Raw genomic sequence first — 13280 nt, forward strand, 5'->3', positions numbered from 1 at the left:
AATGCGTTTTCACAAAGCCGAATTGTTCTTTTTCTTGCTGATCGGTCTCGTTGGCTTCGGGGGCGCTTTCGCATGGGCGGCATTTTCTGCCGCAACCAACGGCGTCGTTGTCGGGGGCGTCGATACCGCTGCCCATTTCGCCTTCATGAGCGCCGTGCTGGCCGGTCTGTCGGTGGTCTGTGGCGTGACGTTGATCTTTCCGATCATGTCGTCCGGACTTCGCGAACGCGGCAAGCTGCAGAAAATGACCGAATCGCTGTCCGTCCGCTCGCAGTCGCTCGAGCATGCCGCCGTCACCGACGGGCTGACCGGCATGTACAACCGGCGTTATTTTGACGATGCATTGAACGAGTATCTCGACGCCTTCCGGCGCATCCGCAAACCGATCGGCATGGTCATCCTCGACCTCGACCATTTCAAGAAGATCAACGATACCCATGGCCATGATGTCGGCGACGAGGTGCTGCGGCAGGTCGCCGAGTGCCTGCGTGTCTTTACCCGCTATCATGATGTGCTGGCGCGGCTGGGGGGCGAGGAATTTGCGATCCTGTCGCCCAACATCAACGAGCAGCAGCTTTACCAACTGGCCGACCGCATCCGCCAGGCCATCTCGCAGCTCAGAATCAAGACCGGCAATGTCACCCTGAAGGTGACGACAAGCGCCGGCCTGGCGATCTGGGATGGCAGCGAAAGCGGCGAGGAGCTCTACCGCCGCACCGACAAGCAGCTCTATGAGGCGAAGCGGCTGGGCCGCAACCGGGTTTGCGCCGCCTGATTTTTCGGGCGCAGCTATCGGCAGGAACTGAAATCAAGAAGGAAGCGGCTGGCTTCGCAGACCCCGGTAATGCGGGGCAGGGCGAGTATCGGCAAAAATGCAGGGACTCACTTGCTCGATGGCGGCGTGGAAAGTTGAGACCTGAGTAGCCCTCGATGCTTGTCACGCAGCGCCGGTAACCCGGAAGGCAGTGCATTTCACGGGCACTGACGAAGCATCACGGCTTGAGCAGCGATGACAGCGGCTTTTTGAGCAGGCTCGAGCGGATCGAGCGCAGTTCGTGGCGCGGCGCTTGCGGGTCCTGCTCACGCGGCTCGGTGGCTGGCCGCAGGGTCTCGCCGTAATGGGTCTGCGAACGCGGCTCGGGAGCAGGTCGAATGGTCTCGCCATGAAGGTTCTGTGTCTGAGGCTCTGCGGCTGGACGCGTGGCTTCGCCGTAGTGGTTTTGCGCGCGCGGCTCTTGAGCCGGACGCACTGTCTCGCCGGGCTGGTAGGCAGGTGCCCGTGGGGCGGCGATCTCGCCGGAGCGTGTCGCCATACCCGGCATTGTCGCGGTCGGATCGATTGATGGTGACTGCTCGACCCCTTCGGAGAATGCAACGGCCGGCTTCTCGGCATCGTCGATATGGCGCATCCGCATGACGATCTTGCGCAGGTCGACGTTGTTGCTCTCGTTGCGGTGGACTGGCTGCAGGCCGGAATTGGCCTTTGGCAGGATGTGCTCGGGAACCCGCTCGAATACCATGCGCATCGGCACGGCCACTGCTTCGCCAAAGGCGATCGCCTCGCCATTGCCGATTGACGAGAGAAAACTCATGGTCGAGGCGGATGAATCCGGGATTGCCGAACGGATGATGTCCTGGTCGTGGTCATTGGACAGGCGCATCGCAAATACGGTCGAGCACTGTGACAGGATGGTCGGATCGAGTTCGCCGGGCCGCTGAGTGATGACGCCAAGACTGACGCCGTATTTCCGGCCTTCCTTGGCAATCCGCGAGATTGCCTGCCGAGTTGGAAAGAAGCCCAGCTTCGGATCTGCCGGAACGTAGCGGTGAGCCTCTTCGCAGACCACCAGAATGCGCACGCCGCCAGCGCTCCACAAGGCGATCTCGAAAGCCATGCGGCACAGGATCGACGCGACCGAATTGACCACCTCGGAAGGAATGCCGGCCAACTGGAACGTGGTCACCGGCTTGCCATCGCCGGGAATCCGGAAAATATGGCTGATGGTGGTCAGAATGGTGTCGTGGATGGTGTTGGACGAGAACATGAACTCGTAGCGCGGATCGTTGATTGCTGCCTGCACTCGAACCTTGAGCGATCTGAGATGTGGCTTTTCACTGCGGCCTTCGAGCTTTCCGATCCGCTCATCGATCAACGCCAGAAGATCTGCGACCCGGTAGGGCACCGGCGTATCGGCGGTCACTGAAGAGCGTTCCTGGGTGCGGCGCACCAGAGGACTGTCGTGGTTGCCGCCCTTGAACATTCGCTTGGCCTCGGGGATGAGGTCGCGCAGCACATCGATTTCCTCGGCAATCGCCGGGCGGCCGCGAAACAGCACCTCCGTAAATTCTTCCAGACGGAACAGCCAGAACGGCAGATCCAGCGTGTCGGTATCGATCACCACGGATTCGGTCGGAAACGCCGCAGCAAATTCATTATGCGGGTCGAGGATGAGAATCCTGAGCGCGGGGTCCGCCTTCAACGCCTTGTGCAATAGCAGCGCAACCGCTGTGGTCTTGCCGACACCGGTGGTGCCGACCACGGCAAAGTGCCGCGACAACAGCGCCGGGACATGGATCAGTGCGTCCAGCGAAGGGTCCTGCGTCAGCTTGCCGATGACAGCGGTTTCGCTGACACCCGGATCATAAATGACCGCAAGGTCCGACGAGCGCATCCGGTGAACCACGGCGCCGAGATAAGGGTAATGCGAGATGCCTGCGCTGAATTCGACCTTGCCCTCGATGCCGGTCCGGATTTCACCGACCAGTTCCACTTCGATATGCATGACGTTGTCGTCGTTTTCCGACCAGGCAACCATGTTGGTCTTCATCGAACAGACCAGGGCTACCACCCGGTTCTTGCCGACGCTGATCGAAATCAGCCGCCCGACGGACCAGAGTTCGGCCAGTCCACCGCCGTCGCTGCCGGCAATGGCGCTGACTGTGGCCTTGGAACCGGAACAGCCAATGACGCGGCCCAGTAAACGGTTTCCCGGTGCAGCCTTGTCGCGACGATTGCGGCCTTCCTCGGAATCGTCGAAAGTTGAAGTCGTGCCAGTGTCCAAAACAGATCTTTCTACATTTTCCCAACCATGGCACCGCTGGGTTAACGGGGTCTTTAGGACTGTCGCGTATCGGCAAATATCAGAGATTTTTGCCGATTTTTGCCGTTGACGCTGGCTATCCAAGGCGGTACGACAGTAGCCATGATACCGATGGCAAACATTATTGTAGTAAGAAGGCGCATGGGCAGGGTGGCGTAGCTACCCGGCGAAAGCACCCATGCGCGACACGAGGCTCCTTCCGGAGCCTTTTTTTATGGCTTAAACCGGGTTATTGAGCCCGACAAACAGATGACACAAGGGGTCAGGCGATATGGCCGGCAATGAAATGGAAATGACAGGCGCTGAAATGGTCTTGCAGGCGCTGCGCGACAACGGCGTCGAACACATCTTCGGCTATCCCGGCGGCGCGGTTCTGCCGATCTACGATGAACTGCATCAGCAGGACACGATCCAGCACATTCTGGTGCGTCACGAACAGGGCGCCGGCCACATGGCCGAGGGCTATGCCCGTTCCACCGGCAAGCCCGGTGTTGTGCTCGTCACTTCTGGCCCCGGCGCCACCAATGTCGTCACCGCGCTGCAGGACGCGCTGATGGATTCGATCCCGCTGGTCTGCCTTACCGGTCAGGTCCCGACCTCGCTGATCGGCTCGGATGCCTTCCAGGAATGCGACACCGTCGGCATCACCCGGCCGTGCACCAAGCACAACTGGCTGGTCAAGGACGTCAACCAGCTCTCCCGCGTCATTCATGAAGCCTTCCGCATCGCCACAACCGGCCGCCCCGGACCAGTCGTTGTCGATATCCCCAAGGACGTTCAGTTCGCTACCGGCATCTACACCCCGCCATCGCCGGTAATCGAGCAGAAGAGCTACCAGCCGAAAGTCTCGGGCGACCTAGACAAGATCCGTGCCGCGATCGAGCTGATGGCCGGGGCCAAGCGCCCGATCATCTATTCCGGCGGTGGCGTGGTAAATTCCGGCCGCGAAGCCAGCCAGTTGCTGCGCGAACTGGTCGAACTCACCGGCTTTCCGATCACCTCCACCCTGATGGGTCTGGGTGCCTATCCGGCTTCGGGCAAGAACTGGATGGGCATGCTTGGCATGCATGGCACCTATGAAGCCAACATGGCGATGCATGATTGCGATGTCATGGTCTGCATTGGCGCCCGCTTCGATGACCGCATCACCGGACGTCTGGATGCGTTCTCGCCGAATTCGAAGAAGATCCATATCGATATCGACCCCTCCTCGATCAACAAGATCGTCAGAACCGAAGTCGGTATTGTCGGCGATATCGGCCATGTGCTCGAGGACATGGTCCGGTTGTGGCGCGCGTCGAAGAAAACCGACCGCAGCCAGTTGGCTGACTGGTGGACCCAGATCTCCAAGTGGAGGGGGCGTAATTCGCTGGCCTATCCGTCCAACAAGGACGTGATCATGCCGCAATACGCGATCCAGCGGCTCTATGAGCTGACCAAGGACCGCGACACCTACATCACCACCGAAGTTGGCCAGCACCAGATGTGGGCGGCGCAGTTTTATGGCTTTGAGGAACCCAACCGCTGGATGACATCGGGCGGACTTGGCACCATGGGCTATGGCTTTCCGGCCGCCATCGGCGCCCAGGTTGCCCACCGTGATAGCCTGGTCATCGATATTGCCGGCGACGCCTCGATCCAGATGTGCATCCAGGAAATGTCGTGCGCGGTTCAACACCAGTTGCCGGTCAAGATCTTCATTCTCAACAACCAGTACATGGGCATGGTGCGGCAATGGCAGCAATTGCTGCATGGTAACCGGCTGTCGCATTCCTACACTGAATCTATGCCGGATTTCGTCAAGCTGGCTGAAGCCTATGGCGGCGTCGGCATTCGCTGCGACAAGCCAGGCGACCTCGACGATGCGATCACAAAAATGATCGATACGCCGCAGCCAGTGATCTTCGATTGCCGTGTGGCGTCACTCGCAAACTGCTTCCCGATGATCCCGTCGGGCAAGGCGCATAACGATATGCTGCTGCCTGATGAAGCCACCGACGAAGCTGTCGCCAACGCCATTGATGCAAAAGGTCGCGCGCTCGTTTGAGCCGCGCCTGCAACAGGAACTGATCTCATGAACGCTCAGCATCAACCCACAGGTTCGGCCTATTTCATGACCGCCGAAACCGCCCTTCCGGAAACCCACACGCTCTCGGTTCTGGTCGACAACGAGCCGGGCGTTCTTGCCCGTGTTATCGGCTTGTTTTCCGGCCGTGGCTACAACATCGAAAGCCTGACGGTCTCCGAAACCGAGCATGAGGCGCATCTTTCGCGCATCACCATCGTCACCACCGCAACCCCGAATGTGCTTGAACAGGTCAAGGCGCAACTTGAGCGCATTGTTCCGGTCCACCGTGTGGTTGACCTCACCGTACGCTCGGCCGAACTTGGTCACGAAAAGCCGCTGGAACGCGAGCTGGCGCTGGTCAAGGTCACCGGCACCGGCGAAGATCGGGTCGAGGCGCTTAGGCTTGCCGACGCCTTCCGCGCCCAGGTGATCGACGCCAACACCGAGCACTTCATCTTCGAAATCACCGGCCGTGTTTCCAAGATCGAGCAGTTCATCTCGATCATGAAACCGCTCGGCCTGGTCGAAATCTGCCGCACCGGCATTGCCGCCATGAACCGCGGCCCGCAGGGGATGTAAGGCAAGAACCAGCACGAGAAACATACAGCAGTCCCCTGGCAGCGGTCTCGCAGCCGTAACAGTCGATCCGGCCTGGCCGGCACGCGTTTGAAGACGGATTTCCGATGACTGCCGAAACGTTCGCCGCGCTTGTGCTGTTTGCCTTCGTCACCTCTGTGACGTCGGGCCCCAACAATATGATGCTGTTTGCCTCAGGTGTGAATTTCGGCTTTCGGCGGACCTTGCCGCACATGATCGGCATCGGCTGCGGGTTCCTGTCCTTGCTGCTCGGCGTCGGGTTCGGCCTGGGCGCGTTGCTGGAAACCGTGCCGACGCTGTATCTGGCGCTGAAATTGCTCGGTGGCGGCTATCTGCTCTATATAGCCTGGAAGATCGGCACGTCGCGGGCGCTGCCCGACGGCAAGGTTGGCGCCAGGCCGATGACTTTTCTCGAAGCGGCGGCGTTTCAGTGGGTCAACCCGAAGGCCTGGGTGATGGCGGTGACCGCGATGACGCTCTACACCGATCCGGACCGCTATCCGCTCTCGGTGACGCTTGTCGGCTTTGCCTTCACGCTGACCAACATGCCGAGTGTATCGACCTGGGCCGGCTTCGGCTCGGTGATGCGGCAATGGCTGTCCGATCCTGTGCGGTTGAAATGGTTCAACATCACCATGGCCCTGCTGCTGGTGGCCAGCCTCTGGCCGATGTTGCGGTAACGGCCATCACGGCCAGCCATTCGATATTGCGATCTGGTGCAACCGGGCATAATCTCCCGTCATGTCACACGATCACCACGACCACCATCACGACAATGACCTCGATCCCTTCGCAGCAAGGGTGAAGGCACTGGAAACTATTCTCACCCAAAAGGGGCTGATCGATCCGGCCGCGATCGACGCCATTGTCGAGACCTATGAAACCAAAGTGGGGCCGCGCAACGGCGCCCGTGTGGTGGCCAAGGCCTGGACCGATCCAGAGTATGCTGACTGGCTCAAGCGCGACGCCACTGCGGCAATCGCCTCGCTTGGTTATATGGGGCGCCAGGGCGAGCACATGCAGGCGGCATTCAACACGCCCGACACCCACAACATGATCGTCTGCACGCTCTGCTCCTGCTATCCCTGGACAGTGCTCGGGGTGCCGCCGGTGTGGTACAAGGCGCCATCCTATCGCAGCCAGGCGGTCATCAATCCGCGCGGCGTGCTGGCCGAATTCGGGCTCGAACTGCCGCAATCCACCCGCATCCGGGTGTGGGATTCAACCGCCGAGCTGCGCTACATGGTGGTGCCGATGCGCCCCGAGGGGACCGACGGCATGAGCGAGGCGGAACTTGCAGTGCTTGTCACCCGCGATTCGATGATCGGCACCGGTCTGCCGCTCGCTCCGGGAGCAGCCTGATGAACGGCCCGCAAGATCTTGGTGGACAGATGGGCTTTGGCCCGGTCGCACCGGAACCGGACGAACCGGTGTTTCACGCCGAGTGGGAACGCCGGGCGCTGGGAATCACGCTGGCCACCGGCGCCTTCGGCGCCTGGAACATCGACGAAAGCCGCCATGCCCGCGAAAGCCTGCATCCGGCAACATATTATTCCTCGAGCTATTACGAAATCTGGACCCGGGCGCTGGAGACGCTGCTCGTGCGTCACGGTTTTCTCACGCCTGACGAACTTGAGGCCGGCCACCGTCTCGGCAAGGGGGCCGAGCCCGCGCGTGTTCTCCAGGCTTGCGATGTCGCCGCCACGCTGGCCCGCGGTGGGCCGTGTAACCGCACGGTTGAGGCCACGCCGAAATTCGCTGTCGGCGACCGGGTGCGGACGATCAACGCCCACCCCGTCGGCCACACCAGGTTGCCGCGCTATGCTCGCGGCAAGATGGGCGTGATCGAGGCGGTGCGCGAGGCCTTCGTCTTCCCCGATACCAACGCTCATGGCAATGGCGAGCAGCCGCAACACGTCTACACCGTCAACTTCGGCGGCCATGAATTGTGGGGGCAGGGGGCCGATCCGTCGCTCAGTGTCTCGATTGATGCCTGGGAGAGTTATCTTGAGCGCGCCTGACCCGTTGTCGTCTACACCGTTCCGCCTGCCATCTGGATCCGATGCTGATGCGCCGGTTTTTGCCGAACCCTGGCAGGCGCAGGCGTTTGCGTTGGCGGTGGCGTTGCACGAGCGTGGAGTTTTCAGCTGGGGCGAATGGGCCGCCCATCTGTCGCATGAGGTCAGAAGCCCGGATGCCGCAGCCGACGGCGCCGACTATTACCAGCACTGGGTTGCAGCCCTTGAGGCGCTGCTGTCGGAAAAGGGCGTGGCCGGCAAAGATATTGTCGATCTCGCTTGCCGCTTCCTGGCGCCGTGCTGCCCAGGCCACGCCGCATGGCAGCCCGATTCTTTTGGAAAACGACCCGCATCGCGGCTGACACGGCTTCTGTCTCAGGAGACCATATATTTTATTGCGCGCCACCGCAGGTGATGGTCTGATTTGCCGCGTGCATCAATTTCCCGTCGCGGGCGGGCGGTGCCTCAGCTCAACCAGGCCGGCGGTTTGTTGAACGGCGTGCCGAAACGGGCCAGCCACAGGCTGCGGGCAATGCGCCGGGCGACGGTCAGGATGGCTTCCGATTCCCATGATTCAAACAGCCGGTCGGTAGTGGTCTCAAACAACTCGAGCCAGAGCAGGTAGTCACCTTCCTCGAGGTCAGGTAGCGCATTGTGCTTGACCACCGGTTGGCCCGAATACTCGCCCGAATGCAGCAGCACCGAGCGCCAGAAGAAGTTCATGCGCTGCAGATGTGGGTGCCATTTGCCGGCAAGCTTCTGCTCGAAAAGCGGCCCCAGCCGCGGGTGGGCACGGATCGCCGAATAGAACTGATCCACCATTTCGGCGATCTGTTCCGGCGTGATCGACACAGTCGGTGTTCGCGGAGGCGCGGCGCGCGCCGGGATGTAAACCGGATCGGGTCTGTCAGACATAGCGCAATGCGATCATCAGTGTGATGGCCCCCCAGAAGCACATGTTGATGAACGAGCGAATCAACCCGCCATCCTGCTCAACGGTAATGCCCAGCTTGCGGCGGACCAGATCGCCGGGCAATAAGAACAGCCAAATCAAACTTTTCATCCGAGCCTCTTAATTGGTATTTGAATTACCACTATTTGAAATAGTCAGCAAATGCAATATATAAAAGCCGATACAAGAGGTTTCTCATGCACCTGACGTTGCACACCGACTATGCGTTTCGCATCCTGATGGCGCTGGGCCAGGCGCCAGATCAGATCAAGTCGGTTGACGACCTGTCGCGGCAGTTTGGCGTGTCCAAGAACCACTTGATGAAGGTGGCGCGCAATCTTGCTGCCGGCGGGTTTGTTTCCACCGTGCGCGGACGCAATGGCGGCGTCCGGCTGGCGATGCCGGCAAGTGAAATCAACCTCAAGGCGGTGGCGCTGCACATGGAGCCGGATTTCAACATCGCCGAGTGTTTTGCCAATCAGAATTGCACGTTCTTGCCACGTTGCCGTCTCAAGGGCGTGCTCGGGCAGGCAAGATTTGCCTTCCTGCAATCGTTGGAAGGCCACAACCTGCAATCGATCATTTGATGCTGTCGGGTTGAAAATAGCCGTGCATGAAGCCGCCAATTTGCCACGACAGGCACGGGCGAATCTGCCATGAGAGGGCATGAAATTCTCTCCGCAACAGGATGAGGCGCTGAAAGCCGTCTCGCGTTGGCTCAAGGATGGGCGCACTCCGATCTTCCGGCTGTTCGGCTATGCCGGCACCGGCAAGACCACGCTGGCCAAATATTTTGCCGATAATGTCGATGGCGAAGTGCTGTTTGCCGCCTTTACCGGCAAGGCGGCGCAAGTGCTGCGCGCCCGTGGCGCCAAGAACGCCCGTACCATCCATTCGCTGATCTACCGGCCCAAGGGTGAGGAAGAGGTCTCCGACGAAGAAACCGGCAAGACCACTGTATCTCCGTTGTTTTCGATCAACCGGCAAAGTCCGCTGGCCCAGGCTGCGCTGATCATCATCGATGAATGCTCGATGGTTGACGAGGCGCTGGGCAAGGATCTGATGAGCTTTGGCACGCCGATTCTGGTTCTGGGCGACCCGGGGCAGTTGCCACCGATTTCCGGCGGCGGTTATTTCACCGAGCACGAGCCCGATATCCTGCTCACCGAGATCCATCGCCAGGCCCGCGATAACCCGATCATTGATCTCGCCATGCAGGTCCGCGAAGGCCGCGAAATCATGCATGGTGATTATGGCACCGCCCAGGTGATCGGCAAGAACGACGTCGACCGCGACATGGTGCTCGAAGCCGATCAGGTGTTGGTCGGCACCAACCGCACGCGGCGGCGCTACAATCAGCGTCTGCGCGAGCTGAAGGGTTTTACGCAAGCCTTCCCACAGTCCGGCGACAAGTTGGTGTGTCTTAGGAACGATCCCTCCAAGGGCCTGCTCAACGGCTCGCTCTGGCAGGTGATGACCTCGTCCAAGGAAACCGTCAAGCCCGGCATCAACCTGCTGGTGCGTCCCGAAGACGACGATATGGATCGCGGCTCTGCCAAGATCAAGCTGCTCAAAAGCGCTTTCGACGCTCCCGACCTCGAAGTGCCCTGGCAGACCAAGAAGCGCTATGATGATTTCGACTACGGCTACGCGCTCACCGTCCACAAGGCGCAAGGTTCGCAATGGGACTCGGTAGTGCTGTTTGACGAAAGTTACGCCTTTCGCGAAAGCCGCGAGCGCTGGCTTTATACCGCGATCACACGGGCCGCTGAACGGCTGGTGATTGTCAGGTAAACGTCATTCTGGCGCCTTCAGCTCACTCTTCTTTGAGACGGTCCATGGCCCAGCCGACGGTGAACCCGTGCAGGATTGTTGACATCAGAATGACGAGAGCGATCAGCGACCAGAGCTGGGCTTCGTTGGTGAACTCGATATGGCTGCCCGCGTAGCACAGGTAATAGATCGAGCCGATGCCGCGAACGCCGTAGACGGAAACCACTGCTTTGCTGCGACTGTCGAGATTTGACCTCGATAGGGCAATCCAGCCCGACAGCGGACGGATCACCAGAATCAGCAGGATGGCCACGACAAAATGCGTCCAGGTCAGATCGGCAAACAGGATCGGCAAAACGCTACCGAGCGCGATCAGCAGCAGTGCGGTCAGCGCATGTTCAATGGATTCCGAAAAATCGTGCAATTGCCGGTGGAACCGGTGCTCTTCGTTGATCCGCCGCAATGTTAGCCCGAGCACCGCAACCGCGATGAAGCCATAGCCTTCGATCAGCTCGGTCGAGCCATAACACAGCAGCACACCCGCCAGTGCGATGACTCCGGACCCGGTTTCAGCCAGAACCGCACCCTTTGGCACCTTGAAAAGGATGTAACCCAACACCCAGCCGCCGACCCAGCCCATACCGACTCCCAGCGCGATCCGGTAGACGATATCGCGCAGGAACCAGTCGACGGCCCAAGTGCCGGGATTGAGGCCCTCGGCAGCAACGATCAAACCGAGATAGACGAAGGGAAATGCCAGCCCGTCGTTCAGGCCCGCCTCGGTGGTCAGGGTGAAGCGCACCGGGTGTTCCGCCCCTTCATGCGGCGGCCCGACCTGAACATCGGCTGCCAGCACAGGATCGGTCGGCGCCAGCACTGCGCCCAGCAATATCGCACCGGCCGCCGTCAGCCCGGCAAGACCGACGCCCAGCAGCGCAACGGCCAGAATGGTCAGTGGCATCGCGATTGCAAGCATCCGAAATGTTGGTTTCCAGCGTTTCCACGGACGCAGGCTGTCGATGCGCATCCCGGCGCCGAATAAGGCCACGATCACGGTCAGTTCGCTCACCAGTTCCCAAGGCAGCGGCACCTGACGTGGGTCGGGGAGCGTCGGCAGTCCCGGTATCAGCAATGCGGCTCCGGCGCCAAACAGGATCATCAGCGGCGCTGACGCCGGTTCGCGTTTGGAAATCAGGCGCGGCAGCCATCGCGCAACGATCACGATGATGCCGATCACGGCCAGGGCCACGTGATAGGAATTCAGTCCGAAGAATGGTTCGTGCTGCAAAATCTGATCCCGCGCCGAAATCCGGCAATCGTTGTTCTACATTGAAAAACGCCAGACGGACAGTTAGACAAGCGACTGCCGCCACGGATACTCCAACATACCCGATAATCCTAAACTGACGCAGAGCCGTGAAAGTTCCACGTGCTTTTCGCTTAAGGGGCGCTGTCGTTCGTTTCCAAGGAGGCTTGCCGCTTGATCTATGCGTCGCCTAGGAACTCCAGCAGCAACCGGACCAGGCTACCGCGGCGGCTTGATCCAGGCCAGACGGCGTGGATGTTGAGCGTCGGCATCGACCAGTCCGGCAGAACCCGCACCAGACGCCCGGCGGCGAGATCCTGACCTATTTCGCTCAGCGGCAACTTCTGCACGCCCAGCCCGGCCAGAACCGCGGATCGGGCGGCGCTGATCGAATTGATCAGAACCCGCGATTGTTCCGGCAGGAATGTGACTTCTTCTTTTCCCCGGGTGAGAACAAACTTGTCGGGCAGCATATCCATGAGCACGAAATCGCAACGTGCGAGATCTTGAGGAACCAGAGGCTTTTCGATGGTCTCGAGGTAAGCGGGGGCAGCGACAAGGCAGCGTTCGAAGGTGCCGATCTTGCGGCTCTTTAAAGAGCTGTCAGACATCGCCCCCAGGCGGATGGCCATGTCAAACCCCTCGGCAATCAGATTGATCTGTTTATCGCTGCCGTGAAGGGTAACCGCTACATTGGGATAGCGGCGCGCAAACTGCCAGATCGCGTTTTCCTGCGGGCTGTTTGTCAGGAATGCAGGCATGGTCAACCGCAAGGCGCCAGCAGGCCCGTCGCTGATATCGGCGATGGTGTCGAGGCCTTCCTCGGCCGCTTCGACCATGCGCATGGCGGCTTCCAGCAATCGATGCCCATCGCCCGTCAGCGATAGCGCCCGGGTCGAGCGGTGTAACAGGGTCACGCCGTGCCGAGTCTCCAGCGCTTTTACATGGTGGCTGACCACGGAAGTCGACAGCCGAAGCGCGCGACCCGCGGCGCTGAAACTGCCCGCCTCGGCAACCTTGGCGAAAATGGCAAGTGCACGCAGATCATCAATCATCGATCACATCTTTCGACTGGATGAGATAGTAATTCAAATTTATCCCATCAAGTCAAACGATGAGAACGTCCCTATTCTATGAAAAGTAGAAAAGGAGATCCCCATGAACCAATCTATCAGCCATGTTCAAACGCCGAAGGCGAGCCAGTATCTGCAACAGCTCTGCAAGCATTTTGGCCACAAGGTACCGGTTGAGTTCGATACTCTGAACGGATCCATCACCTTGCCTTTCGGTACCTGCATTCTATTCGCCCAGGACGAGGAACTGGTGCTGACGGTTGCGGGCGACGATATCGGCAAGCTCGAACAGGTGATCGGAGGTCATCTTGAGCGTTTCGCCTTTCGTGAATCCCTCAATGTGACTTGGGACTCAACAAACCAACCATGACTATCTGATGCGCTTGGGCAAG

At 60.0% G+C, this 13280-nt stretch carries 14 protein-coding genes and 1 pseudogene; 10 read left to right on the forward strand and 5 right to left on the reverse strand.

Features of this window, described 5'->3' with window-relative positions; genetic code table 11:
* The first annotated feature begins 1 nt into the window (after window position 1).
* On the forward strand, window positions 2–775 hold the full coding sequence (locus OEG84_RS00610) for a GGDEF domain-containing protein (RefSeq protein ID WP_267651935.1): 774 nt from the start codon (window positions 2–4) through the stop codon (window positions 773–775).
* Window positions 776–992: 217 nt separating this feature from the next.
* Here OEG84_RS00610 and OEG84_RS00615 read toward each other — a convergent pair whose 3' ends face one another.
* Complete coding sequence (locus OEG84_RS00615; protein WP_267651936.1) at window positions 993–3062, reverse strand: helicase HerA domain-containing protein; 2070 nt, start codon at window positions 3060–3062, stop codon at window positions 993–995.
* Between the two features lie 310 nt (window positions 3063–3372).
* Here OEG84_RS00615 and OEG84_RS00620 point away from each other — a divergent pair, with 310 nt between their 5' ends.
* From OEG84_RS00620 to OEG84_RS00645, 6 genes and pseudogenes are all read left to right on the forward strand, one after another.
* The gene (locus tag OEG84_RS00620; protein ID WP_267651937.1) at window positions 3373–5148 is read left to right on the forward strand and encodes an acetolactate synthase 3 large subunit; all 1776 of its coding nucleotides are present in this window, start codon (window positions 3373–3375) and stop codon (window positions 5146–5148) included.
* Window positions 5149–5175: 27 nt separating this feature from the next.
* On the forward strand, window positions 5176–5748 hold the full coding sequence (gene ilvN, locus OEG84_RS00625; RefSeq protein ID WP_267651938.1) for an acetolactate synthase small subunit: 573 nt from the start codon (window positions 5176–5178) through the stop codon (window positions 5746–5748).
* A 104-nt stretch (window positions 5749–5852) separates the two neighbouring features.
* Window positions 5853–6446, forward strand: coding sequence for a LysE family translocator (locus OEG84_RS00630; protein WP_267651939.1), 594 nt, complete (start codon window positions 5853–5855; stop codon window positions 6444–6446).
* A 61-nt stretch (window positions 6447–6507) separates the two neighbouring features.
* On the forward strand, window positions 6508–7128 hold the full coding sequence (nthA, locus tag OEG84_RS00635) for a nitrile hydratase subunit alpha (RefSeq protein ID WP_267651940.1): 621 nt from the start codon (window positions 6508–6510) through the stop codon (window positions 7126–7128).
* Window positions 7128–7787 (forward strand): nitrile hydratase subunit beta, encoded by a 660-nt coding sequence (nthB, locus tag OEG84_RS00640; protein WP_267651941.1) that lies wholly within the window; start codon window positions 7128–7130, stop codon window positions 7785–7787. The genes nthA and nthB overlap by 1 nt, the downstream gene beginning before the upstream one ends.
* Window positions 7756–8146, forward strand: a pseudogene (locus OEG84_RS00645) (nitrile hydratase accessory protein). Before nthB ends, OEG84_RS00645 begins: the two are co-directional and overlap by 32 nt.
* Window positions 8147–8249: 103 nt before the next feature.
* On the opposite strand, the gene OEG84_RS00650 reads toward OEG84_RS00645, so the two are convergent.
* Both OEG84_RS00650 and OEG84_RS00655 read right to left on the reverse strand, forming a co-directional pair.
* Window positions 8250–8699 carry a group III truncated hemoglobin gene (locus OEG84_RS00650; protein ID WP_267651942.1) on the reverse strand — a complete coding sequence of 150 codons (450 nt, stop codon included), beginning with the start codon at window positions 8697–8699 and terminating at the stop codon, window positions 8250–8252.
* The gene (locus OEG84_RS00655; RefSeq protein WP_267651943.1) at window positions 8692–8847 is read right to left on the reverse strand and encodes a hypothetical protein; all 156 of its coding nucleotides are present in this window, start codon (window positions 8845–8847) and stop codon (window positions 8692–8694) included. Before OEG84_RS00655 ends, OEG84_RS00650 begins: the two co-directional genes overlap by 8 nt.
* A gap of 86 nt (window positions 8848–8933) precedes the next feature.
* Between OEG84_RS00655 and OEG84_RS00660 the strand changes: the two genes are divergently transcribed.
* Both OEG84_RS00660 and OEG84_RS00665 read left to right on the forward strand, forming a co-directional pair.
* Window positions 8934–9323 (forward strand): Rrf2 family transcriptional regulator, encoded by a 390-nt coding sequence (locus tag OEG84_RS00660; protein WP_267651944.1) that lies wholly within the window; start codon window positions 8934–8936, stop codon window positions 9321–9323.
* A gap of 79 nt (window positions 9324–9402) precedes the next feature.
* Window positions 9403–10530: an ATP-dependent DNA helicase gene (locus OEG84_RS00665; protein WP_267651945.1), complete on the forward strand. Its 1128-nt coding sequence runs from the start codon at window positions 9403–9405 to the stop codon at window positions 10528–10530.
* 22 nt (window positions 10531–10552) lie between these two features.
* Here OEG84_RS00665 and OEG84_RS00670 read toward each other — a convergent pair whose 3' ends face one another.
* Together OEG84_RS00670 and OEG84_RS00675 are read right to left on the reverse strand one after the other, a co-directional pair.
* Window positions 10553–11797: a cation:proton antiporter gene (locus OEG84_RS00670; RefSeq protein ID WP_267651946.1), complete on the reverse strand. Its 1245-nt coding sequence runs from the start codon at window positions 11795–11797 to the stop codon at window positions 10553–10555.
* Between the two features lie 197 nt (window positions 11798–11994).
* A complete protein-coding gene (locus OEG84_RS00675; protein ID WP_267651947.1) occupies window positions 11995–12870 on the reverse strand; it encodes a LysR family transcriptional regulator in 876 nt (291 codons plus the stop codon).
* Between the two features lie 103 nt (window positions 12871–12973).
* On the opposite strand from OEG84_RS00675, the gene OEG84_RS00680 reads away from it, so the two are divergent.
* A complete protein-coding gene (locus OEG84_RS00680; protein WP_267651948.1) occupies window positions 12974–13258 on the forward strand; it encodes a DUF2218 domain-containing protein in 285 nt (94 codons plus the stop codon).
* Window positions 13259–13280: the final 22 nt, after the last annotated feature.

This window comes from Hoeflea algicola, assembly GCF_026619415.1.
GTDB lineage: Bacteria > Pseudomonadota > Alphaproteobacteria > Rhizobiales > Rhizobiaceae > Hoeflea > Hoeflea algicola.

Coding starts and splice junctions, on each gene's coding strand:
- ilvN (WP_267651938.1), top strand. CDS start 5,176: ATGAACGCTCAGCATCAACCCACAGGTTCGGCCTATTTCATGACCGCC.
- OEG84_RS00610 (WP_267651935.1), top strand. CDS start 2: ATGCGTTTTCACAAAGCCGAATTGTTCTTTTTCTTGCTGATCGGTCTC.
- OEG84_RS00680 (WP_267651948.1), top strand. CDS start 12,974: ATGAACCAATCTATCAGCCATGTTCAAACGCCGAAGGCGAGCCAGTAT.
- OEG84_RS00665 (WP_267651945.1), top strand. CDS start 9,403: ATGAAATTCTCTCCGCAACAGGATGAGGCGCTGAAAGCCGTCTCGCGT.
- nthA (WP_267651940.1), top strand. CDS start 6,508: ATGTCACACGATCACCACGACCACCATCACGACAATGACCTCGATCCC.
- OEG84_RS00675 (WP_267651947.1), bottom strand. CDS start 12,870: ATGATTGATGATCTGCGTGCACTTGCCATTTTCGCCAAGGTTGCCGAG.
- OEG84_RS00630 (WP_267651939.1), top strand. CDS start 5,853: ATGACTGCCGAAACGTTCGCCGCGCTTGTGCTGTTTGCCTTCGTCACC.
- OEG84_RS00620 (WP_267651937.1), top strand. CDS start 3,373: ATGGCCGGCAATGAAATGGAAATGACAGGCGCTGAAATGGTCTTGCAG.
- OEG84_RS00650 (WP_267651942.1), bottom strand. CDS start 8,699: ATGTCTGACAGACCCGATCCGGTTTACATCCCGGCGCGCGCCGCGCCT.
- OEG84_RS00660 (WP_267651944.1), top strand. CDS start 8,934: ATGCACCTGACGTTGCACACCGACTATGCGTTTCGCATCCTGATGGCG.
- nthB (WP_267651941.1), top strand. CDS start 7,128: ATGAACGGCCCGCAAGATCTTGGTGGACAGATGGGCTTTGGCCCGGTC.
- OEG84_RS00655 (WP_267651943.1), bottom strand. CDS start 8,847: ATGAAAAGTTTGATTTGGCTGTTCTTATTGCCCGGCGATCTGGTCCGC.